Source organism: Pseudomonas sp. Emmai, from assembly GCF_055179735.1.
Map to the genome: position 1 here is coordinate 4,676,090 of NZ_CM143685.1, position 21,658 is coordinate 4,697,747.

At 58.4% G+C, this 21,658-nt stretch carries 28 protein-coding genes and 2 pseudogenes; 9 read left to right on the forward strand and 21 right to left on the reverse strand.

The window, feature by feature from the left end:
* From ACY4LX_RS21505 to ACY4LX_RS21535, 7 genes are all read right to left on the reverse strand, one after another.
* The gene (locus tag ACY4LX_RS21505) at positions 1-540 is read right to left on the reverse strand and encodes a hypothetical protein (protein WP_463257775.1); all 540 of its coding nucleotides are present in this window, start codon (positions 538-540) and stop codon (positions 1-3) included.
* A gap of 194 nt (positions 541-734) precedes the next feature.
* The gene (locus tag ACY4LX_RS21510; RefSeq protein WP_149659775.1) at positions 735-1,034 is read right to left on the reverse strand and encodes a hypothetical protein; all 300 of its coding nucleotides are present in this window, start codon (positions 1,032-1,034) and stop codon (positions 735-737) included.
* A 122-nt stretch (positions 1,035-1,156) separates the two neighbouring features.
* Positions 1,157-2,155, reverse strand: coding sequence for a bile acid:sodium symporter family protein (locus ACY4LX_RS21515; RefSeq protein WP_149659776.1), 999 nt, complete (start codon positions 2,153-2,155; stop codon positions 1,157-1,159).
* Positions 2,156-2,260: 105 nt separating this feature from the next.
* Positions 2,261-2,536, reverse strand: coding sequence for a hypothetical protein (locus ACY4LX_RS21520; RefSeq protein WP_463257776.1), 276 nt, complete (start codon positions 2,534-2,536; stop codon positions 2,261-2,263).
* Between the two features lie 21 nt (positions 2,537-2,557).
* Entirely contained in the window at positions 2,558-3,496 is a 939-nt protein-coding gene (locus tag ACY4LX_RS21525) for a methyltransferase (protein WP_463257777.1), read from the reverse strand.
* Positions 3,493-4,911: an iron-containing redox enzyme family protein gene (locus ACY4LX_RS21530; protein WP_463257778.1), complete on the reverse strand. Its 1,419-nt coding sequence runs from the start codon at positions 4,909-4,911 to the stop codon at positions 3,493-3,495. Before ACY4LX_RS21530 ends, ACY4LX_RS21525 begins: the two co-directional genes overlap by 4 nt.
* 134 nt (positions 4,912-5,045) lie before the next feature.
* Complete coding sequence (locus ACY4LX_RS21535) at positions 5,046-5,447, reverse strand: DUF1801 domain-containing protein (protein WP_463257779.1); 402 nt, start codon at positions 5,445-5,447, stop codon at positions 5,046-5,048.
* Positions 5,448-5,606: 159 nt separating this feature from the next.
* Here ACY4LX_RS21535 and ACY4LX_RS21540 point away from each other — a divergent pair, with 159 nt between their 5' ends.
* The gene (locus tag ACY4LX_RS21540; protein WP_463257780.1) at positions 5,607-6,269 is read left to right on the forward strand and encodes a glutathione S-transferase family protein; all 663 of its coding nucleotides are present in this window, start codon (positions 5,607-5,609) and stop codon (positions 6,267-6,269) included.
* A 132-nt stretch (positions 6,270-6,401) separates the two neighbouring features.
* On the opposite strand, the gene ACY4LX_RS21545 is transcribed toward ACY4LX_RS21540, so the two are convergent.
* Together ACY4LX_RS21545 and ACY4LX_RS21550 are read right to left on the reverse strand one after the other, a co-directional pair.
* Positions 6,402-6,785, reverse strand: a complete 384-nt coding sequence (locus ACY4LX_RS21545; protein ID WP_463257781.1) for a c-type cytochrome — start codon at positions 6,783-6,785, stop codon at positions 6,402-6,404.
* A gap of 60 nt (positions 6,786-6,845) precedes the next feature.
* Positions 6,846-7,172, reverse strand: coding sequence for a hypothetical protein (locus tag ACY4LX_RS21550; protein ID WP_372242351.1), 327 nt, complete (start codon positions 7,170-7,172; stop codon positions 6,846-6,848).
* Positions 7,173-7,364: 192 nt separating this feature from the next.
* Between ACY4LX_RS21550 and ACY4LX_RS21555 the strand changes: the two genes are divergently transcribed.
* Together ACY4LX_RS21555 and ACY4LX_RS21560 are read left to right on the forward strand one after the other, a co-directional pair.
* Positions 7,365-7,724, forward strand: coding sequence for a hypothetical protein (locus ACY4LX_RS21555; RefSeq protein WP_463257782.1), 360 nt, complete (start codon positions 7,365-7,367; stop codon positions 7,722-7,724).
* A gap of 211 nt (positions 7,725-7,935) precedes the next feature.
* Positions 7,936-8,262 (forward strand): SphA family protein, encoded by a 327-nt coding sequence (locus ACY4LX_RS21560; protein ID WP_463260628.1) that lies wholly within the window; start codon positions 7,936-7,938, stop codon positions 8,260-8,262.
* Positions 8,263-8,490: 228 nt separating this feature from the next.
* On the opposite strand, the gene ACY4LX_RS21565 is transcribed toward ACY4LX_RS21560, so the two are convergent.
* A complete protein-coding gene (locus tag ACY4LX_RS21565; protein WP_463257783.1) occupies positions 8,491-9,012 on the reverse strand; it encodes a GNAT family N-acetyltransferase in 522 nt (173 codons plus the stop codon).
* A 205-nt stretch (positions 9,013-9,217) separates the two neighbouring features.
* On the opposite strand from ACY4LX_RS21565, the gene ACY4LX_RS21570 reads away from it, so the two are divergent.
* Positions 9,218-9,466 carry a hypothetical protein gene (locus ACY4LX_RS21570; protein WP_463257784.1) on the forward strand — a complete coding sequence of 83 codons (249 nt, stop codon included), beginning with the start codon at positions 9,218-9,220 and terminating at the stop codon, positions 9,464-9,466.
* A gap of 64 nt (positions 9,467-9,530) precedes the next feature.
* Here ACY4LX_RS21570 and ACY4LX_RS21575 read toward each other — a convergent pair whose 3' ends face one another.
* The 3 genes and pseudogenes from ACY4LX_RS21575 to ACY4LX_RS21585 all read right to left on the reverse strand — a co-directional run bounded on the left by ACY4LX_RS21575 (position 9,531) and on the right by ACY4LX_RS21585 (position 11,165).
* The gene (locus ACY4LX_RS21575) at positions 9,531-9,929 is read right to left on the reverse strand and encodes an NADPH-dependent F420 reductase (protein WP_463260672.1); all 399 of its coding nucleotides are present in this window, start codon (positions 9,927-9,929) and stop codon (positions 9,531-9,533) included.
* A gap of 6 nt (positions 9,930-9,935) precedes the next feature.
* Positions 9,936-10,150, reverse strand: a pseudogene (locus ACY4LX_RS21580) (NAD(P)-binding domain-containing protein); the annotation flags it as partial.
* Positions 10,151-10,226: 76 nt separating this feature from the next.
* Entirely contained in the window at positions 10,227-11,165 is a 939-nt protein-coding gene (locus tag ACY4LX_RS21585; protein ID WP_463257785.1) for an SDR family oxidoreductase, read from the reverse strand.
* A gap of 165 nt (positions 11,166-11,330) precedes the next feature.
* Between ACY4LX_RS21585 and ACY4LX_RS21590 the strand changes: the two genes are divergently transcribed.
* Positions 11,331-11,783: a winged helix-turn-helix transcriptional regulator gene (locus ACY4LX_RS21590; protein ID WP_463257786.1), complete on the forward strand. Its 453-nt coding sequence runs from the start codon at positions 11,331-11,333 to the stop codon at positions 11,781-11,783.
* Positions 11,784-11,843: 60 nt separating this feature from the next.
* Here ACY4LX_RS21590 and ACY4LX_RS21595 read toward each other — a convergent pair whose 3' ends face one another.
* The 4 genes from ACY4LX_RS21595 to ACY4LX_RS21610 form a co-directional block, all read right to left on the reverse strand.
* Complete coding sequence (locus tag ACY4LX_RS21595) at positions 11,844-12,257, reverse strand: nuclear transport factor 2 family protein (RefSeq protein WP_463257787.1); 414 nt, start codon at positions 12,255-12,257, stop codon at positions 11,844-11,846.
* Positions 12,258-12,304: 47 nt separating this feature from the next.
* The gene (locus ACY4LX_RS21600; RefSeq protein ID WP_463257788.1) at positions 12,305-12,733 is read right to left on the reverse strand and encodes a nuclear transport factor 2 family protein; all 429 of its coding nucleotides are present in this window, start codon (positions 12,731-12,733) and stop codon (positions 12,305-12,307) included.
* A gap of 84 nt (positions 12,734-12,817) precedes the next feature.
* Positions 12,818-13,417 (reverse strand): NADPH-dependent F420 reductase, encoded by a 600-nt coding sequence (locus ACY4LX_RS21605; protein WP_463257789.1) that lies wholly within the window; start codon positions 13,415-13,417, stop codon positions 12,818-12,820.
* Positions 13,418-13,487: 70 nt separating this feature from the next.
* A complete protein-coding gene (locus tag ACY4LX_RS21610) occupies positions 13,488-14,222 on the reverse strand; it encodes an SDR family NAD(P)-dependent oxidoreductase (RefSeq protein WP_149659790.1) in 735 nt (244 codons plus the stop codon).
* 111 nt (positions 14,223-14,333) lie between these two features.
* On the opposite strand from ACY4LX_RS21610, the gene ACY4LX_RS21615 reads away from it, so the two are divergent.
* Both ACY4LX_RS21615 and ACY4LX_RS21620 read left to right on the forward strand, forming a co-directional pair.
* On the forward strand, positions 14,334-14,696 hold the full coding sequence (locus tag ACY4LX_RS21615; RefSeq protein ID WP_149659791.1) for a winged helix-turn-helix transcriptional regulator: 363 nt from the start codon (positions 14,334-14,336) through the stop codon (positions 14,694-14,696).
* Positions 14,697-14,770: 74 nt separating this feature from the next.
* On the forward strand, positions 14,771-15,964 hold the full coding sequence (locus ACY4LX_RS21620; RefSeq protein ID WP_463257790.1) for a M50 family metallopeptidase: 1,194 nt from the start codon (positions 14,771-14,773) through the stop codon (positions 15,962-15,964).
* A 3-nt stretch (positions 15,965-15,967) separates the two neighbouring features.
* Here the strand turns inward: ACY4LX_RS21620 and ACY4LX_RS21625 are convergent, their stop codons facing one another.
* The 3 genes from ACY4LX_RS21625 to ACY4LX_RS21635 form a co-directional block, all read right to left on the reverse strand.
* Complete coding sequence (locus ACY4LX_RS21625; protein WP_463257791.1) at positions 15,968-16,291, reverse strand: hypothetical protein; 324 nt, start codon at positions 16,289-16,291, stop codon at positions 15,968-15,970.
* Between the two features lie 532 nt (positions 16,292-16,823).
* Positions 16,824-17,222, reverse strand: coding sequence for a hypothetical protein (locus ACY4LX_RS21630; RefSeq protein WP_463257792.1), 399 nt, complete (start codon positions 17,220-17,222; stop codon positions 16,824-16,826).
* Between the two features lie 41 nt (positions 17,223-17,263).
* Positions 17,264-18,244, reverse strand: a complete 981-nt coding sequence (locus tag ACY4LX_RS21635) for a fimbrial protein (RefSeq protein ID WP_463257793.1) — start codon at positions 18,242-18,244, stop codon at positions 17,264-17,266.
* 406 nt (positions 18,245-18,650) lie between these two features.
* Between ACY4LX_RS21635 and ACY4LX_RS21640 the strand changes: the two genes are divergently transcribed.
* Both ACY4LX_RS21640 and ACY4LX_RS21645 read left to right on the forward strand, forming a co-directional pair.
* Complete coding sequence (locus ACY4LX_RS21640; RefSeq protein WP_463257794.1) at positions 18,651-19,784, forward strand: aminotransferase class V-fold PLP-dependent enzyme; 1,134 nt, start codon at positions 18,651-18,653, stop codon at positions 19,782-19,784.
* 253 nt (positions 19,785-20,037) lie between these two features.
* Positions 20,038-20,145, forward strand: a pseudogene (locus ACY4LX_RS21645) (glutamine amidotransferase); the annotation flags it as partial.
* Between the two features lie 122 nt (positions 20,146-20,267).
* On the opposite strand, the gene ACY4LX_RS21650 reads toward ACY4LX_RS21645, so the two are convergent.
* Positions 20,268-21,590: a purine-cytosine permease family protein gene (locus ACY4LX_RS21650; protein WP_149659797.1), complete on the reverse strand. Its 1,323-nt coding sequence runs from the start codon at positions 21,588-21,590 to the stop codon at positions 20,268-20,270.
* Between the last annotated feature and the right edge of the window lie 68 nt (positions 21,591-21,658).

Consider the following 21,658-nt stretch of genomic DNA (forward strand, 5'->3'; position numbering starts at 1 on the left):
TCACTCATCGGCATTGCAATCGACATCGCCTGCGCCCATGTGATCGAAGCCAGTCAACATCACCAACGTCAGCCCGTTGGAGGAGTCAGCCTGGACACTGGTGTCCATGATGTTTTCCGGCAAGGCCCCCTGCTCCGCTTCGGATAACGAATAGGCTTCGGCACGCGGCAACTTGAACGCCCTTCGGACCTCGACCTCGTTGAACGTGCCCTTGAGCACGAGCGTGACCTGTTGCAACTCCCCATGCTCCCAGCTCAGTTCCACGTCCTTCGCGAGCGGGTGAACCCGGGCAGCCAGGCGTGCGGGAAACTCGGGGCCTTCTGCGTAGGCCACAGCGTTGGTGCACGGATCGCCCTGATTTTCGTAGCCTTTCAAGGCGCAGTTGAAGCGCTTGTCACGATGCCCCAGCGTCTTCTCCAGGTAGCAACCAAACTCGCTGGAAGACAGGCGCGGCCATGCCAATACGTCGACGCTGGCTGGCGGCAGGTCCGCAGCAAACGCTTGATGGATACAGGTAAACAAGACGATGAAGGCGCACAACGAACGTAAAAGTGTCGCTGGCCGAGGGGATATGGAGGTCTTGAGCGAAGGGATAACCACGTTATTGCACCCTGCCTTTTTGAAGTAAGGGCCGTGATCAAAGAAATAACGCGGCGACTTCAGACGTTCCCAAATAACTGCGTGGCGCCTACTTCGAAAGTAGATGCCACGTGCATCAGTTCTACGCAGTGCGCTTAGTGCGCATTAAGCAGCGCGAAGACAGCAATCAATGCCCACAACACCGACACATATTGCATAGGCACAAAGAACAATGTGTTTTTCTTGCGAAAGACGACTTCGCCACCAGTGGCTGGATCAATGTAGGTTTTGCCCGGCTGGTTATTCAGTTTGTGGCCAACGAAGGCGTTGACGGCCGCGCCCACCAACAGACCGAAACCCAGACCGAACCCGCCGAAGAGCCCTACAAAAGGAATCATGCAGACCAACGGGATAATGATCGAAAGAACGCCCCATCCTTGCCAAATAATAAACATCACTCTTCCCTGATTCATTTTTGAGGCGCGCAATCTAACAACAAACAGTGGGCGCAGCAACAAATTGAAACAGGTTGTCGGCAACTTGATGAATCATCGTTGAGCAATCACAGTCCGAGCCCTCAAGGGTCCACCTGCCCCATCATTTCAGCGACCGTTTCCTGGCGATTGGCATAACGCTGGGCCAACACTGCACACACCATCAATTGAATCTGGTGAAACAGCATCAGCGGCAAAATCAGCACACCCAAGGTGCTGCCCGCGAATAACACCTGGGCCATCGGCACCCCGGTCGCCAGGCTTTTCTTCGAACCGCAGAAGAGAATGGTGATGCGGTCTTCCTGATTGAAGCCGAAGACTTTGCCCAGCACGGTGGCTGCGACCAGTACCAACGCGAGGACGATGCAGCAAGCGACCACCAGCCCGGCCAGTTCCCACAGCGGAATCTGGTGCCAGATGCCTTCATTCACCGCCTCGCTGAACGCACCGTAGACCACCAGCAGGATCGAGCCCTGATCGACGAATTTCAGCCAACTCTTGTTGCGCGCCACCCAGTTGCCGACCCAGCGACGAGCGATCTGCCCAGCCACGAATGGCAGCAACAATTGCACGCTGATTTTCAGGATTGCATCGAGGGTCGAGCCGCCATCGCCGTGCACATTGAGCAGCAACGTCACCAGCAGCGGCGTAAGGAAGATCCCGAACAGGCTGGACGCCGCCGCACTGCAAATCGCCGCCGGCACGTTACCCCGCGCCAGCGAGGTGAAGGCAATCGCCGATTGCACGGTGGCGGGCAGCGCGCAGAGGTAGAGCATGCCCATGTACAGGTCTTTGCCGATCAGCGGCGACAGCACCGGTTTGAGCGCCAGACCAATCAAGGGGAACAGGACAAAGGTCAGGCTGAAGATCAGCAAATGCAGGCGCCAGTGGCCAGCGCCGGCGATGATCGATTCGCGGGAGAGTTTGGCGCCATGCAGGAAGAACAGCAGGCCGATGGCAAGGTTGGTCAGCCAGCCAAAGCCGACCGCGACCTGGCCGCTGGCAGGCAGGAAACTGGCGAGAATCACCACGCTGATCAGGGTCAGCGTGAAGTTGTCGGGCAAGAAACGGGGACGGGTCATCTTCAGGTATCCGGGCGCCAGGAACAGTGTCGCCACTCTAGCGCGCCGCCCCATGACCGACTAACGCCAACAAGCCAGTAGATGTCGGCAAAAGGACATATATGCTTACATTAATCGGACTCGGCTCAGCCCAGGGTGGTAATCCCCGCCCGCCACTGCCCGCAAATACGCCGCATCCGCCTCGACCCGCAGGTCACGCCACTCCTCCCAATTCACGATGCCTTGGCGATCCATTTCATCGGCCTGGCGCAGCAGCTCTTCATGGTAGGCATCGGGACATTCCATACGCAGCATGCAGTTGTCGAGTGCACGGTGCCAGGCATCCAGCGCGTAGAGCCGCTGTTCTTGAGCCAGGGTCAGCAAGTTTTTGAATGATTTCATGACGGTATCCTGCAAAAGGAACTACACCGGTAGTCGTCGCGTGACGATCAGCTCAACGGCGGCAATTCGATCAACCTGCTCGTAACCCGACTCCAGCAATTCCTCGCCGAACACGTCCGGGTCGAGTTCCCGGTACTGCCAGTCCAGCGCCGGGCGGTCCAGCGTCGCTTGCACTGACGCGAGAAACGGGTCCTGGCCATCCACAATGGCAACGCCGGTATACAGCACCAGCGACCCGCCGATGGACAACCGCTCAATCGATTCGCGCACGATCCGCACGGACAGGTCGGCGCCTAATGCATCACCGCCATGTCGATAGGCGCGTTGCCGGGAATCCTTCATGTACGGCGGGTTGGCGACGATCAGGTCGAAGCGCCCTTCTACCTCGCTGAGCACATTGCTGACGTGACAGGCCAGGTTCTTCAAGCCTGCCAATTCAGCGTTGATCCGGGTGAAGTCGAGCGCCTTGGGATTGATATCGACCGCCAGGACTTCAGCCTGGGGGCACGCCCGGGCGATGAGCATCGCGCCGGCGCCGGTCCCGCAGCCGATGTCGACCGCGCGCTGGATGTCGCCAGCGGTTGAGCGCAAATGCCGTTCGATCGTTTGCGCAAAACGATAGGTATCGGGGCCGAAGAACACCGAATCTTCCTGGGTGGTCGGAAAGGCAGAATGCACCAGCAACAGGTTATCCAGCGACGACCATCTGACCGTGCTTTTGAGTCGCGGGTGGTCGCGTTCCAGCAGCCCAGCTTCGATCAACTCCTGCTCAACGTTCGAGGGCAGCAAGCTCGGTTCAAAGGGCCGGTTCCAGCCAAACGCATCACGCAATGTTTTGCCGATAGCGTTGCCCTTCCGCTCGTTGACCCGCTGATGAGTGACGGGTGTCGGCGTCACGAACCTGTAGTTGCTTTCGCGCAACCAATGGCCCAGTTGCAACACTGCCTGCTGTCCATTCATGCCGGTAGCCCCTTGATGTTCTCGCTCATCGCTTTGACGAACTCACGGGTGGCATAGAGCCCGGCCGGTGTCGCGTGCATGGCGGGACACATGAAATCCTTGAGCAACGCCATCTTTTCACCGGGCGCACAGTGCTTGAGATCGCGGATCAACCCTTGCAGGTCCGGGTCGGTTTGCACGAGCGAAGTCGGGACTTCCAGTGGCCCGGAGGACTTGCCTCTGAACTGGAATCGAAAAGCGTTGGTCGCGCTTTCTTCGACCACCCGCTCGCCGGCAATCCAGTCCCAAAGCAGCTGTTTTTCATAGCCCGAAAACACCCCGAACATCGGCGCGCCTGCGCCATCGATCAAGGTCCAGAAGCGACTATTGGCGGGGTCTTCATCGCGCTTGATCCAGCCTTTTTTCAGCAAGGCCTCAAGAAAAGCCGGGATCTGATCCGGCGTGCCCAACCACTCATTGATGGTCCGGCCTTCGAGACGGCAGTAGTCGGAATGCATGTGCTGGCCGAACGATCTTTTGCGTTCGAGCATGGCGATGACTTCCTGCTCCAGGTCGAAAGACTGGATGACCGCCGTCGAGCCAATCCCCAGTTCATTCAGCTTGTAGCCTTGCACGACACGCCGATAAAACTCATCACGCTCGGCCCCCATCGGCATCAGCGACAGCACGCTCTGGGCTGCCTTGCGCGCATGGCCGGTGCTGGCGTTGTCGATGGTCACGTGCAAGGTGAAATAGTGCGGATCAATGCCCAGTTCATTCAACTCGAACGAGGTGATCAGCAAGTGCAACGGCAACTGTTCATAGCCCAGGTTGTAGCCGATCACTTCAGGCAGAAACGCCGCGCCATGCTGCCCCAGCGCCAATTGGATAGCGCCCTGCACGTAATAATCATCCGCCAGCGTATAGCCGGGGTCGCAGTCCACATCGGCGATCAGTTTTTGATACAGCGCCACATGATTGAGCGCGGGGTCGCCGTCGCCCAACTCTTCCAGGTACGTGCGAATCAACCCATGAAACCGATGGTCCGCCCAATGCGGCAACAGCCCGTAAAGCCAGGCGCCGTCCACCCTTTTGGTCGGCGCGACATGCTGCAGGAAAAACATCGCATGACTGCGGCCGCTGAAAAATCGCCGGGGGCCGCCCGCATGCCGCTCTTGCAGGTACGCCGAATACTGCTCGGCAACCCTCGCCACACCTTGCTCGATCCAGCCTTCAAGTTGCTCCGGCGTGGTCGGCACCTCACCGTTTGCCTGGTCGGCGCGGGCCAGTTCTCGCTGCAGAAAATCGGTAACGTCGACCTGGCGTAATTTTTCGCTCGGTTGCATCAAGGCGTCATAGACGGTTTTTGCCGGATCGCCGTCGGCTACCGCAGGATGACCTATTGGCGTTCCTGTAAGGGTCTGAAGGGAGGTCATAGGTCCACCTGGCAGTGTCAAATCTCAAGGAATCCCGGCATTTCGCCGCTCTAATTCTTACGATTCACCTCGCTTCGGAACATTCATTTAATTTCACGGCTGTCCGGTGGACGGCCATATCTCCCTTGTTTTGCTCACTTCACCGGTTTCGATGTATTGAGCTTCACCGCCTCGCGAATCAACGCTTTCAACGCGGTTTCGTTGATTTTTTCGCCCTCGCGAATATCGATGGCCCGCCGGGTGTTGCCTTCAAGGCTGGCGTTGAACAGGCCCGAAGGGTCTTCCAGCGACGCCCCCTTGGCGAAGGTCATTTTCACCACGGACTTGTACGTCTCGCCGGTGCAAATGATGCCGGCGTGGGACCACACCGGAACGCCCCGCCACTTCACTTCCTCGATCACGTCGGGGTCGGCCTTGTGGATGAGCGCGCGGATCTGCGCCAGGGTCTTGCCCCGCCAATCGCCCAGCCCAGTGATGATCCCGTCGATTTGCGAAGAGGCCGCGCCGCGTTCCTCTGCGTCCGTTTCCTGGTTCATGGTGGGCCTCGCTCGTGTGGGTTGCCGACTGTTGAGTATTGCCGACGCAGGATTTTTCTACAGGCGCCACGACCGCTGGGCCTGTCGCCTCGCGCATCCCGCAACCTCGGCCGATAATTGCAACGTCGTGGGCTGCACACGTTCATCGAGGACCGAAAGATGCCGCTGACTCTTTACTACCATCCGCTCTCGTCGTTCTGCCACAAAGTGCTGACGGCGCTGTACGAAAATGGCGTCGAGTTCGAGAAGAGGATCGTTGACCTGACCAACGAGGCCGACCGGGCGGAGCTTCAGGCGCTGTGGCCGATCGGCAAGTTCCCCGTCATCCATGATCACGCGCGCGAGCAGGATGTGCCGGAATCCACGATCATCATCGAGTACGTGGACCAGTGTTATCCCGGCCCGCATCGCCTGGTTCCGCAGGAGTGGGAGACCGCACTGGAGGCGCGTTTGTGGGACCGGTTTTTCGATCACTATGTGCAGGGGCCCATGCAACGGATCGTGGCTGACCGCCTGTTCGCCGCCCATGGCGATTTGACCAAGGAACGCGCCCTGCTGACCACGGCGTACCAGATGTTGGAGCGGCGGATGGCGTCGAGAATCTGGGTCGCCAGCGAGGCGTTCAGCCTGGCCGATTGCGCGGCGGTCCCGGCGTTGTTCTACGCCAGTACGCTGGTGCCGTTCCCCAATGACTACGGGCACTTGAGCGCCTATTTTGAGCGGTTGATGCAGAGGCCGTCGGTGCAGCGGGTCATCGATGAAGCCAAGCCGTATTTTCAGTTTTATCCGTTTGCGGAGGCGATACCGTTGCGGTTTCGGTGATGCCGCCGCACCGCAAAACCAATTCGAATTGTAGGAGCGAGGCTTGCCCGCGAAAGCTATGTAACAGTCACCCTATCGGTTGGATGTTATGACGCCTTCGCGGGCAAGCCTCGCTCCTACAATTTTGGGGTGCTACTGAAAGGTCTCGAGGTAAGCCAGCAGGTTTTCGATCTTTTCCTGATCGCTGATGCCCCAGAAGATCATCCGGGTCCCGGCCACCACGCTTTTGGGGTCTTCGATGTACTTGGCCAGGGTTTCGCGGGTCCAGACCACACCGGAGGATTTCATCGCCTCTGAATATTGATAGCCCTCGGTGCTGCCAGCGGTGCGGCCGATCACACCGTTGAGCACGGGGCCAAAACCCGGTCGCGCCGATTCGCCGACTTGATGGCAGCCACCGCAGGTGCGGGTGAACAGTTTCCCGCCCGCTTCGGCATCGCCGGCCGCGTGAGCCCCGGTGCCGAACAATCCTGTGGTGAGCAATAAAGCGATAGTCAGTACGCCAGCCTGGTTCATATAGCGGCTCTCGAAAAAACGAGCGGCTATTTCATCACGACCGGCGCCCGGACCGAAGCATCATTTACGCGCCAATTTGTAGCGCACGCAGTCCTCATAAAAACTCTTGCGGATCGCTTCCGGCTTGAACCGCGACTTGCTGTCGTAGGTTTGCTCGGTAATGCCCATGGCCATCATGTGCATCCACGGTTTGTTGAACTTGTAGACCTGGATCTTCTGGCGGGCGGCATACAGCGAAACACCTTGCAGTTTCAGCTCCTGAGCCCTGGCCGCCGTCCCCGCGCCCCAGCTGCACATGTACCGATCATTGGGCTTCAGCTCTTTGGCCTCGACCGCGACGGCAACGCTCGCCAGGGCCAGCGAGATCACTAGATTGCGCAATTGAATGTCACCTAACCATCTGAAAGTGCGGCGATTCTGGCGATTAGTCGAGGGTTTGGGGGCCAGCAAAATGCCTTATCTGCCAACGCCAAATCCGTACCCTCGCCTACACTTGCTTCCCGTGCATGGATGACTCCAATAACGGTCGACAAATGAGGCCCCGATGACAAAAACAAAAACACTGATGGGCTAATGGCCATGTTGCCGGCAGTCACCGTGCAAGCGGATGACGGCGGCATCAGTTTCTGGCTGCCCGGCCAGTTCGGTGTACTGGCGGCGGCACCGACCGAGCCGGGCTGGAGCATGCCGCTGATTTACTACCATGTCAGCGCCAGCGAGGGCGGGAGCAAGCCATTTCCACGGGGCGGCCGCACCACCGTGGGGCTGGATGCGAAAGCCGATTTGCTGTTCGCCAGCCCCACCTACACCTTCCGAACCGCTGCTGGGTGCCCAAGCGGCGGTGTCGATGGTCGCCGCCGTGGGCCGGTCCGAAGCCAGTGTCGATGCCACGTTGACTGGCCCGCGCGGGCGGACCTTTTCCGGGGGCACGGACGATAGCCTCAAGGGCGCGAGTGACCTTTATCTGCTGGGCACGTTGAAGTGGAACCACGGCGTGCACAATTTCATGTGCGTACAGCATGGGCAACCTTCCCGTCGGCGCCTACGACCCGGATCGGCTGGTCAATACCGGGCTGGGCCATGCCTCGATGGATGCGGGGGGGGCTACACCTACTTCGACAAAACCAACGAGTTTTCCGCCGTGGCAGGCATGACTTACAACTGGGAAAACACCGATATCGATTACAAAAACGGCATCGACGCCCACCTCGACTTGAGCGCTTCGCACTTCATCACCAGCCAGACCCACCTGGGCGTGGTCGGCTACGTTTACCATCAGGTCACGGGGGACAGCGGCAGTGGCGCCACCCAGGGTGACTTCAAATCCAAGGTCAGTGCGGTCGGGCCACAGGCCGGGCATTTCTTCAAGGTTGGCAAAGCGCTGGGGTACGCCAATCTCAAGGGTTATTACGAGTTCGATGCCGAGAACCGTGCCGAGGGCTGGAACACCTGGGTGACGTTGGTGGTGCCGCTATAGGGGCGGCGGCTCGGGGCTGATCGTCGAATTGGGTGGTGGCTGACAGGGCCTTTTCGCGGGCAAGCCTTGCTCCTACAGGGATGGGTGGTGACACGCTCTCCCCCGTAGGAGCAAAGCTTGCTCGCGATGGCGGTTTCACATCCAGGATTGAAGGTGCCTGACGCACCGCTTTCGCGAGCAAGCTTCGCTCCTACACAGGATCTGCTCGCGACAAATTGCCCAACGGTTTCAGGTATTGGTCTTCAGCTTGTTCCAAAGACGCGTGGTCAACCGCGCGATGGCCGGCGGCAGGTCTTCGACGATGAACAGTTTTTCCAGGACCGTTTTCGGCGGGTAGATCGCCGGGGCTTGCTTCACGTCCGGGCTGACCCACTCGTCCGCCGCCAGGTCCGGCGAGACGTCGAGGTAAACGCGGTCATGACCTTTTTCCATCGCCCGGGTTTTCACCGCCTCAACCAACCGAGCGACCACGCCAGAACCGCGTGCGGCGGGTTCAACCCACATGCCAATCAGGTTGAAGCGATTCGCCTGGCTGACCCCGGCTCCGATCATGCCCACGGGTTGATCGTCCTTGAGGGCCAGCCAGAATTGCGTTCCCGTGGACGAAGCGCGCTCTTTCCACTGGTCGTCCGTGTAATTGGCCGCCGTTTGGTAACTCACGCCAAACGCTGTCGGCGCGTCCAACAGCGCGGCAAGACGGATTTGCTTCAATAGCCGCCAGTCCTTTGTTTCCGTCAGACGAATGTTCATGACCTTCCTTGGTAAATAGCGAAACCTCATCGTCCCCTAAGAATGATGAAGGGGGACATGAGGGTGCGCTGTGCCACCACAACTTGAAGAAAATTTCCGAAGACCTTGCATCAAAAAATTTGAACCGCTTTTGGACGCGCTCGCCTAATGATCAGCAGGTGGGTAATCCCACAGGCAATTTGCCAATACCAACAGACTCCGAGAGGTGGTCAACGTGGCTAAAGACGAGAAGAAAAGCAAAGGTGAGTCTTCAAAAGCCAGCAAGGATTTGAAAGACAAAAAATCATCACCGGCAAAAAAATCAGCTGCGGCGTCGGCTCTTTCGAAATCTTCCGACAAGAAAGACAAGAAAAAAGATGCCGAACCAAAGAAATCTGCAAAAAAAGCTGATAGCAAGCCAGACAAGGCAAAGAAATCAGAGAAGGCCGATAAGCCGACGAAAAAGAAAAAGTGACATCTGCTATTTGCTAGGGCTTTACGCCCTAGCTTCCTAATGCCGTGTTGCGGCTGTCGGCGATTCAGCCGATATCGACGTTCAAGGCGATGTCCCAAGTGCCGGCGCCGTTTTTCGCCAGGCCGATCATCATCAGGCCGAGCGCCTCGAGCGTCTGGGCCATGTGCAGGCCACCGACATCCAACGGACGCAGCCCGAGACTTTCGATGAACGTCGAGACGCGCGCCTTTACCTGCTGATCGTCGGCCGCGATGAACGCGTCGAGGGGGCCTCCCTTGGCAAGGACGTGGCCGAAGAGGGTGTTGAATGCCTTCACGACATGCGCGCTGGCGGGAGCGACCTTGGCGATCTCTTGCGCACCCGAACTGCCGGCGGGAGAGACGAGGCCTGTGAGGTCCGGAGAGGCTGTGTTGGTGATGTCGATGATCACCTTGCCGTCGAGCGCGTCTCCGTACTCAGCCACCACCGACGCCGCACCGGTGTATGGCACGGCGAGGATGACGATGTCGCCGGCCGGCGCAGCCCCATACGTCCCTGTGGTCGCTCCGGCCGCAAGCTTATCGACCAGCGCCTGCGCCTTGGCGGGTCACGGCTCATCACCTCAACGGCATGTCCAGCTCTGGCGGCACGACCGGCGATCGCCGCAGCCATGCCTCCTGAACCGATAATGCTGATAGTGCTCATGTGCAGTCTCCTCGTGAATTAGGGTATTGCTCATTGATGTCCGCCGGGCCAGTTGCGACCCGGCAGCCTGCCGAACTCAACCGGCCGGGAAGTAATGGCCGTTGTCGAGGTCCTCGAGCAGGCCGGGCTGAACAGGCTCCCAGCCGAGGGTCTGGCGGGTGATGAGGTTGGACGCCGGGAGGTCCAGCGTGACCAGATTCGCGAGGAATCCAAAGTATCCCGGCAGCATCAGTACGTCCGCGGGAATGCTCACGGCCGGCACGCCCAGTCGGCTGCCAATGGCCTCGGCGATCTCGCGGAACCGGAAGCCCTCACTCTCGACCCCGTGCCAATATTTGCCAGCCTCACTCTTCTCCAGCGCCAGGCGGAACAAGACGGCGAGGTCACGGGCGTGCACGGCCGGCCACAGGTTCGCGCCTTCTCCCGGATAACCGATGACGCCCTTTTCCTTCGCCAGCCCAATCAACAATGGAAGGAAGGCAACGTCGGTCGTGCTGTGCGCGATCGTAGGAATTCGCACGATCGCCGACCGCACGCCCCGCTCTGCGAGGCCGATCACGGTGGTTTCGACGATGTTGCGAACCCGCAAGGTCCCCTTGTACGCATCGCCGCCGGGAAGTGATGGGTCTTCCTCGGTGGCGGGTCGGCCCAGGGTTTCCCACCCGGGTGCGCCGATGCTCCCCGAGACGATCAGCGGCTTGCCGCTTCCAGCCAGTGCCTCGCCGTACGCGAGCATGATCTGGAGTTCCGCAGCGGCGACGGCGTCGATCCCGCCAGTGGGCAGCAGGTCTTGCCGGTGCGCGACGTGGATAACGCCGTCGGCGTCCGCCGCCGCAGCCTTGAGCCCCTCGAGGTCGGAAATATCCCCGCGACGCACCTTGGCGCCGAGTGCGATCAGCGCAGCCGCGGACTTGTCGGACCGGGCCAGGCCGGTGACTTCGTGGCCGGCGGCGATGAGCTCGGGGATGATGTAAGAACCGATATGGCCGGTTCCGCCAGTGACTAAAACGTGCATGTTACGACTCCATATGCGTGATGTGATGCGAGAAGTGGTTCACCGGGAACGCTCAGCCGAGATGGCACTCATTCAACGTACGATCCATGCCGGTCGCTTTACTTGCAAAAAGCAAGTGATCTGCCGGGTTTACTTGCGACATGCAAGCAATGCTAAGATCCCGCCATGAAGACAACTCTTAAAGAAGACTTTCGATCCCACTGCGCGGTGAACTACGGCGTGGAGATTTTCGGCGACCGGTGGTCGCTCTTGATCATTCGCGACATCGTTTTTGTAGGAAAGAAAACGTATGGCGATTTCCTGAAATCGGAAGAGGGAATCGCGACCAATGTCCTTGCTTCCCGACTGGCCTTTCTTGAGAAGCAAGGCGTTCTCGCGAAGGCGCCCAGCCCCGACGACAGGCGCAAGGACTTCTACACCTTGACCGAGAAGGGTCTGGACCTCATTCCTATTGTGATCAACATTGTGCTCTGGAGCGCGAAGCATGATTCAGAGTCGTACGTGCGGCGCCAGGAGGATCTGATTGCTCGATTCAGTCAAAACCCCCTGCAGGCGAGCGAGGAAGTGAAGGCGCTGGTCCGCAATGGCGGGTGCCTTTTTCCTGAGGGTGGTAGATGAACAAGGCGGCGAACGCGCCTTTTCACGGCGCGTAAATGAGTGGGTATCGGTCCTGATGACTCAGGGCCTTGGGCTCGCGACCCTTTCTGAGGCCCGCGCCAATGCTTGGGTGTCGACGTACTCGCGGATGTTCGCCAGCTGGCCATTGCGCACAGTGATGGCGAAGACAAAATAGTCCTCGAACGTCCGGTTCGTGGCTTTGACTTTCCCCGTCGCAAAGCCGACAACCAGAACCCGGTCGCCCTGCGCTACAAACTCGGGGGGCTCCATGGATGTTTCCAGTTCAGCGGATGCCTTCTGAAGCACGTCCGCCAATCCCGCGTGCCCGCGGTATGTGCCGGCCAGCGGCCAATCCTCCCCCGGAATGATCCACTCGAAATCTTCGGCACACAACGCCAGCAGACGTTGCCTATCGCCGCCGCCCATTGCTGCAAAAAAGTCCTTCACAACCTGGATATTCTCTTGAATGCTCATAAAGACGTCTCCATTGCGCTTGCATCGGATTGCGTGGTGGCGGTCATTCAGCCGGGGACGAGGCCAAGTTGTTGCTGCATCGCGCAAGCCTCGTTGTAGCAATGGAAAGAGATGACCTTCCCGCCTTCGAGGTGAAAAACATCGCATGACGGAACATCTATCTTCTTGCCCGTGGGAGCCAGCGTCCCTGAAGGAAGAGGCAAATCACCTTTGTGCGTGCCGCGAATCGCGAGTTCGACAACAACGACGTCTCCCGCAACATGGATGTTAAATATCTCACGGTGAACATCGGGGAACGCACTGACCATAGCCGCGATAGACTCACCAATGGCCTTCCCGTGAAACTTCATGCCGGATGCCATATCCCACATGTACCCTTCCTCAGAGAACATGGAAACAAACTTCTCGATATCCGTTCCTTGTCCTTGCGCGGCGGCGCAGAGCTCTCTGACTATTTTTTCATTATCAAGCATCATCATTCCTCTCCTTCATTATTGAGTACTGACCTGGCCACATAAGTGGTGGCCAGGACCGCCCTCAACATTTGCGATCGAGATTTATCAGTCGAACTTGACCAAGTCCTTGAAGATCAGTTGGCCCCAGGTATTTCCGCGCGCCTGCACCAGCAGCCCACCTTCCGAAAGCCCGCCCAGTTTGATCGGCGAGAAACCGAGATTTTCTGCAAGCGCACCCACTTGCGCTGCGGCGCCGTCATCGTCGCTGGCCAGGAACACGACTCTCCTGCCACCCTTCACGGCCGGATCCTGGCCAAGGACAGCGGCGCCCAAATGGTTGAAGCCCTTGACCAGTCGTCCGCCGGTAAAGGCCTGCGCGACGACTCGGGAAGAAGGCTCTCCTCCCAGTTCTTCAGGGGACACGCCGTAGGCATTGGTCACATCGATGATGGTCTTCCCCTTCCAGCTCGGCAGCACCTTCGCGACGTCCGGGTGCGACTCGAAACGAACAGCCAGAAAAATGATGTCCGCCTTGACCGCGTCCGCCAGTGTTTTGGCAATGATTTGGGGGCCGATCGCGGCAGCGGCAGCGGCAAAGCTTTCCGGTTCACGCGTGGTTGCCACGGCTACTTCGATGCCATTGCGGGCAAACGCCTTGGCCAGGGCCTGGCCGATATTGCCGAAGCCGATAATTGCGTAGCTCATATATTCTCCTGAGGTTTATAGCGTTCTAAGGCGCTCCGAATCATCGAATGGAGCGCCCGGGCGTAGGGCGTCAGAGTTGCGCAAGACCGCCGTCAACGGCGACTTCGCTGGCGGTCATGAAGCTGCTGTCCGGCGACGCGAGAAAGGCGGCCACGGCCCCGATCTCCGCCGGATCGGCCATGCGCTGAAGCGGCGTCATCGCGGCGTAGATTTTCTGGCCCTCCTCGCCCAGCGCTTCCTTCGCGAGTTCGGTCGCCGTCGCCCCGGGCGACAGCACGTTTACCCGAATGCCGGTGCCCTTCAGGTCCTCGGCCCAGGTCCGCGCGAGGTTGCGCACTGCCGCCTTGCTCGCGCTGTAGGCGCTCATTCCCGGGGCGCCCGTGGTGCCGGCGCTCGAACCGGTCAGGATGATCGAACCGCCTTTGCCCATCAGCGGCAGCGCCTTCTGGACGGTGAAAATCGTCCCCTTCACGTTGGTGTCGAAGGTTTCGTCAATGTGCTCGGCGGTGATCTGGCCGAGCGCAAGCTGGCTTCCCGCACCGGCATTGGCGAAGACGATGTCGAGGGTTCCGCGCTCGGCCTTCACCGCCGCGTAGAGTCGGTCGAGGTCGGCCAGCTCGGACACCGAGCCCTTCACCGCACGGGCATTGGGCCCGAGTTCGGCGACAGCGGCATCGAGCGCTTCCTGCCGGCGGCCAAAGATGAAGACAAAGGCGCCCTCCTCGATGAAGCGTTTTGCAGCGGCGCGGCCGATGCCGGTAGCGCCGCCAGTGATCACGGCGGTCTTTCCATTCAGTCTGGTCATGTCGTGCATCCTTCGTTGGAGTTGTGCCAAGCAGGGAATTGCTTGCTTGAGACGAGGATGCAGTGCTGATAACCTAAGGACAAGTATGCACCTTTAGGTAAGTATCAAAAAATGACGACGACTTCTGAAATCTGTGGCACCGGTTGTGGGCTCAACGCCACGCTGCGCATCATCTCGGGCAAGTGGAAACCGCTGGTCCTGTTTTTCCTGCGCGACGGCCCGAAACGTTACGGCGAGCTCAAGCGTTTGATCCCGGGCGTCAGTGACAAGGTGCTGATCCAGCAATTGAAGGACCTGGAGGCCGATCACGTGCTGGTGCGGACCGACTACAAAGAAGTGCCGCCGCGCGTGGACTACGCGTTGACCCCGCTGGGTCGCAGCCTGGCTGACGCGATCATGCCGCTGTGCACCTGGGGAACCGAAAATGCGGCGCAAATGGCAAGCATCTTCGCCAAGCGCGACGCTTTGCCATAGCAGGATGGTGACTGTCGCTAGCGTCTGGAAAATCCGGAGCTATTGCGCCGGTTGCAAGCTCAAGGAAGGCTGTAGTGAAAATCAGCAAGACGCAGGTCGTTCTCAATAGCCTATTGCGCCTTCTGCAGGTGCTCATGGGCTTGGCGGGCTGGATAGGCGCGGGGGTGATTCTGGGGCTGCACCTGCGCTCCGAGTTACAACCGTTTTTGTCGATGATCCTGGCGTCGGGGTTAGGTGTCGTTGCCTTGGTCGTGCATGAAGGCGGTCATTACCTGGGCGCCAGGTTGCATCACATGCCGGTGTTGATGATGCGAGTCGCCGCCGTGGAGGTTCAGGTAGGACGCCGGAATTGGCAGATTCGCTGGTCGCCACAGCTCAAGGGTCGTCGACTCGGCGGCTACGTAATGGCGGCGACAAACTGTCAGCTTCCGCTGCGCCAGCAGATGCTGTGGTTTGTGCTGATGGGGCCCTTGGCCAACTTGCTAATGGGCCTGGCCACAGCGGGATTGGGCTGGCTCACCGGTGGGCTAATGTCAGCATTTTTCCTGGCGTTTGCCATGCTTAACCTGAGCATGGCATTGGCTAATCTGGTGCCAACCTCCCGCATTCTGCACAGCGACGGTATGCTCCTTATCGCCTGGTGGCTGCACCGCGACGACCAGCGTGCCGAATTGGCCGAGTTGCGCTTGCTGGCAATGTCAGTGGCAGGAGTAACCTGCGAGCAACTGCCGGAAACCGACATTGCACAGCTGTCCCAAGGCGCCATGCCTCAACCCTTGATTGCCATCGGCTACCGCCTTGGCGCCTTGCTGGACCAAGGCGATTTCCGGGCGGCGACGCAGTTGGAGCAGAATCTGGAGACGGTGTTGCAGGAATATGCGCAGTCACTCAACGGCATGGGCACGCTGATCACTCTGTTGCGCGTTGAGTTCGCTTTCGTCCGCGCTTATCTAGAACAGGACGCGAGGCACCTGTGGGACGATTGGGCGAACAGCGACCTTGACTGGTTTAACCCTTGGCTGCGTCCACGCTGTGCGGCGCTGCGGGCGTTTTTGCAGGGAGACCTGCAACTGGGTGAACAATATTTGCAGCAGGCGCTATCAGCTGCGAACAACAGCGTGGTAGCTACGACAAGCCGCAGCGAGGCACTTCTGGCGGACAGCCTGCGGGCATTACCGGCAGCGGTGCAAAGCAAGGATCTGGAACCCGAGTGCGTGTCTTGTCCTGCGGCGAGGGGACTTGCCCCCTCGCCACAAAAACAGCGCTAGACGCTATTCCGACGGCAATGCCCGCAACCGCCGCCCAAGCACATCCAGCACATCACACCCATCGCGTAATGGAATGGCGCACAGCAGGGCAAAGTCGCTGAGGATGAAGGATTCACATTCGATTGAGCCGCGCATGGACAGGTTTTCCAGCGCTTGGGTTACGGCGCGGATTCGGTAATTGGCGGCGTCATACAAAACATCGAGCGGCGCGTGGGTGTCGACGAACAGGGTGGGCATGTCGTCGCAGTTGCTGGTAAGCGCCATGAAGCGGATTTCGGGGTGGGGAGTTGGTTTTTCGTAAGGTGGATCAGGATGTAGTGTTGGCATTTTTAAGCTTCCGATGAGAAATGGAAGCTGCCATCAGCCTTCCTACAGGCTTGGGTGGCAGCTATACGCGGGGTAGGAATACCGAGCATCGGAAAACTCGACCACGCCGAAACGTGCCCGCGCATAGCCGCCGCGACGGATATTACGGGCGCACATGGCGGGCCGCAAATCTGACTTCGATTGCTAACGCATTACCGATGCTACTAAAGGGTTCCTACACCCTGTCACTGAAAATGCAGCGACCACCAAAGCCTACCGATCAAACTCACCGCGCACCAGTTCACCAAAACCGCCACAACTTGAAGGAAATTTCCGAAGACCTTGCCCGGAAATTTCGCTCGGAAGGAAGCAATGTGGTGAAAGTATTCACTGAAGCTGGGCCTTGTTTGTTCAGCCGCTGAGGGACCGATTTCGGCCAATCGCAGACGTCGAACGTCGTCGGGAACCAAGTCAAAAACATAGAAGGTGCCCGCACCGTGAACGAAGCCACCTCAGCAAGTAGCTCCAATACGGCCGGAGAAGAGAAGCGGAATCAATCGATAACGGGGCGCGGATCGAATGCCGGCACCGCAGGAGTGCTTGCGGCACTTTGCAAGGCCGCCTGGAAATGTTCTTGATCGCCTCTGTCGTTGAGGATATTGAAGAACAGCGACGTGCCGAATGAAATAGATGTGACAGGGATAACCCTTCGCTCTCCGGCGGCCAACGTTAGCTGCTCGGCGAGCAATACCTTTTCATTTCTTCGTTGGGTAACCACTTGCGACATTGAAATGGGAAAGGCTCCCGTGTTTTGGACAACGACACTCTCACCGCTTGGGCCCAAACGCCACAGCAAATTGCTAGCGGTTTCTGCGGTATTGGAATTGGCCAGTGCCGTGTTGACTAGCAGAAAAACAAACAACCCCATAAGCCAAACTTTAAATTTACACATTTTCATTATCCAACGATATTCAACTTAAGCAAGACCGCTTCTTATTCAATACTCGTGACAAAGGTTAGGTTTGTGTTGATGTTACCACCAGAAAGTGCTTGATCTGGGTTTCGTTGTAGATCCGCGATAAAACCATATTTCAAACCGGTGGGACTGATCGTCGACGAACCATTGCTCGATAACTTGTAGCTCCTGGATAGATTAATCGGTGTTCCTTTGCCATCCTTCAATGCTATCTGAAGTCCTTTAGCGCAGTTGGCACATGACTTATTTAATAGTGCTGAACCGTCAGCACGAATATCGTCAGATACAAAGCTTAAGGAAACCGAATCATTAAAGCGCTTGGTGTCAGCCTGATTGGTGCATCCCGAGAACTCAATATCAAACGGCTCTGACGCGTTCGCCTCCGAAACTTCGCCAAAGTTGACCAAGATATCTGTGTTTACCAGGGAGCAGGTGGTAATAATGGCAGGCCCCTCATCGCCAGTGTGTAACAATACATGAAGGTAAGGGTTCGTCGGGGTTGTAGTCCCCCTATACCAACCTAAATAAAGAGTGTTCAGCTTAGGTCCCAGTTTGTAATTGCCAGGCGCGGAAAGTTGATATTGATTTCGAACAAAATTTTTCCGTATATATCCAGATTGCGGAAACGGCTGATCAATTCTAATCACTGTCGTCATAGACCCGAATGGAGCATCCACCCGACAGTAAGAAGGCGACACATCAAGATAGATGCCACTGATCGTCGACGTACAATAAGGGTCGCTAATACCTCCAGGACCGTAATATCCAACATAGGCCGCACTCCCATACGGCGCGCCTGGTACATTGTCACAATTGCTAACCGTCCAACCATATTCGAAGTAACCCACCACCTCGTGGAGCTTCGCGGACGCGAAATCACCGGTCATGACACTACGCGAATATAGATTATCAAAATAACATGCTGGAGATGCGCCGGCAGCACGCGCGCCCGCAGAATAATAAAACATGAGAAAAAAGATAATAACGAAGCGAACCACTGCACGCCCTCCACTCTAAATACATTGGGAAGGGATTAGATTATAAATGGTCGATCAACTTTGTAGGAATGGTCCGAGACTTATGTCGGATGACGCCCTGCAGCTCTGTAGGATGCACGGTCATCTGTCCCCTACGGCACCGATGCCTCTTCGACGAACGTCAGCTTTGGGTCGACTGCTGCCCTTCGCAACTGGTCGTTATCGACCGAACGTAAGGAGGTAGGAATTTTTAAAGCCCACCCTCCCACAACTCAGCAGCCACCTGCGAGCGTTACTACGTCCAGTAATCGACCTGAGGATGCCAGCCGCTCGTCAGAAGTCGCAATTCATCCTGAGCAATCTTGTCATTTGCCAAGGCTTAGGGCAGGGTCGATACCACTGAGATCTCTGCCAAAGGAGTCACGCCATGTCAAAGCTATATCCCAATATCGATCCCGAGGGGCTGGTCGAATACTCAGTGGTCTACACCGACCGCTCGCTCAACCACATGTCGCAGTCATTTCAAGGCGTGATGAAGAACATTTCCAGGACCCTGAAGCAGGTCTACAACGCCCAGGCGGTTGCGGTGGTCCCGGGCAGTGGCACGTTCGGCATGGAAGCGGTGGCGCGACAGTTTGCCACCAACCAGCAATGCCTGGTGATACGCAACGGCTGGTTCAGTTATCGCTGGAGCCAGATCCTTGAGATGGGCAACATCCCGGCGGCCACCACGGTGCTGAAAGCCCGACCGGTCGAGACTGGTCACCAGGCTGCCTACGCCCCACCCCCTCTGGACGAAGTGCTGGCAGCCATTGCGGCGCAGAAGCCGCAGATTGTCTTCGCCCCCCACGTTGAAACCTCATCAGGGATTATCCTGCCCGACGAGTACCTGCGGGCCGTCGGCGACGCCGTGCATGCGGTGGGTGGCCTGTTCGTGCTGGACTGCATCGCCTCAGGCACGCTTTGGGTTGATATGCAGAAATGCGCAGTCGACCTGCTGATCAGCGCACCGCAGAAAGGCTGGAGCGCCTCCCCTTGCTGCGCACTGGTAATGCTCAGTTCCTTGGCCCTCGAGCGCATCGAACAGACGCAAAGCAGCAGCTTCGCCTGCGACCTGAAAAAGTGGCTGCAGATCATGCAGGCCTACGAACAGGGCGGACATGCCTACCATGCGACCATGCCCAGCGATTCCCTCGCGCGATTTAACGAAGTGATGAAAGAGACGCAAGCCTACGGTTTCGACAAGGTCCGCGGCGAACAACAGGCTCTGGGCGATCGGGTGCGCGCAATGTTGACCGGCAAAGGCATCAAAAGCGTGGCCGCAGCCGGTTTTCAGGCCCCTGGCGTAGTGGTGAGCTACACCGATGATGCCGACATCAAGAGCGGCAAGAAATTTGCCGAACACGGCCTACAGATTGCCGCCGGAGTGCCGTTGCAGTGCGACGAGCCGGCCGACTTCCAGACCTTCCGCATCGGTCTGTTCGGACTCGAAAAGCTGCACAATATCGAGCGCACGGTCAGCACCCTCGAGCAGGCACTGGACGAGGTGTTGGTTAACTAAACGCCAAAAAAGGGACTGATGTGTTTTTCCTTTGGAAAATAAATGGTCCCCTTTTTCCCCAATACTGTTGGTAAAAGGGACACCCATTAGCCGGTCTCGAGTCAAGGCTAAAAGCTAACTTGCCCTGCAGCTTTGCTGCAGGGTTTCTCCTATCACCAAACCCGACTGGTTGAACCCGTCGTATCCGTTTCCTCATCGTTGGCTACGACCGAGTCGTGCCTGACACCCATGTGGATCAAGCGGTAGCGATACACCGAGCACCGCCCCCGTTAGCTTCACCTGCGCAGTGTTCGAAGGTGCCGGGCTATCTTCAGAGATCATTTCTCAGTTCCGATCAATGTTGGCAGCGGAACATGGTTGACCGCGCCGTCCCTGCATTTCGGGTCCGACTTTGTGCCTGAATCTCGGCGCGCCATGGCAACTTCTGGCCGCTTCCCGCCCGTCACGACCGGCTGAAAACGACCAAAAGCAATGCCTGCTCCCCTACTCCGCCAGCGGCAACCGCAACCGGCTCCGATGAGACAACCCCACCTGCAACGCGAACGCAGTGATCACCGTGGCTGGCGCAGAAAAACTCCCCAAATCACCACCAGAAAACATCAACGCCAGCCCCAATCCCGTCGCGCCAAACCAGGCCGTCAAGCCAACCGGGTTGAACGCGGCCACCCGCTCCAGCGCCGCCACATCACTGCGTCCATAGAGAATCTGCGCCAACGCCACGCCCACCCAGGCCACGACGAAAATCCCCTGATAAGCCAACGCCTTGAGGATGTACGCAAACACATCGGCAAGCATCAAGCCGTACACAATGACCCCGACCACCAACGCCCACATCAGGTACGAACCACGAATGCCAAACCGCCCGAAGAACGCCTGCATGTTCAACGTCGCCAAGTAGTAGTTGGCCGTGTTGATCCGGGTTTGCGTGGCCCAGACAAACAACAATCCCCACAGGCCCATCAACTGCAGAATCGCCATCACCACCGAGACTTCGTTCAGCGCGCCGTCGTGGGGAATGCTGCTGACCAGGTAGATGCCGGCCGCGCCGTTGAGCAGGAAGGTCACGGCGTAGAACGGCATGCCGAAGTTCCAGCGACCGTGGTACTCGGCGTCTTCAGGTTTGCCGAAACGCGCGTAGTCGAAGGTGAACAGCATCAGCACCCAGACGCCCATGTAGGCGACGAAGCAGTCCCACCAGCCGAAGGCGCTGGGGGTGGCCGGGCCGAAGTCCAGCCATTGCGGCTGGTAGCCATAACGACTGATCGACAGCCCCACCGCCACCAGCAAGCCGCCCAGGTACACCGGCAGCAGCACGCCGTTGAGCTTGTCCAGCCAGTGCTGCACACTGCCCAGGATCATCGGCACGCTGTAGAGCACCACCGCCAACGCCGCCAGCGGATACACCAGTTCCGGGTACAGGTGATTGAGCGCGACGGCGATCACCGAGCCTTCGAACACCGCGTAATAGATCGCCGTGGAAAAGAAGATCAAGGTCGCCAGGCACGCCCCGGTGCTGCCGAACAACAGCCGTGAAAACAGCGCCACCGACAAGCCGCTGCGAATCGCGAAGCGACTGAGCACACTGTTGACCAAGCCGTAGCTGATCACCGACAGGAGCATGCCGATCAGCGCATTGCGCGCGCCGTACGACAACGCCAGTGATGCGCCGACCACGATGTAGAACATCGCGCTGCACACCGCCCACCAGGCCATGGTCAGGGACAGTCGCCCCATGCGCGCTTCGGCGGGGACGGGTTGATTGGCCGGGTCTTGCCCGGTTTGACTCGATTGCGATAAAGCAGCCATATGCGTGAACTCCAGAACCAGTCAAAGGTTGAAGCGCGGGCAGCCGCCACCGCACCGAAGTGCGGCGT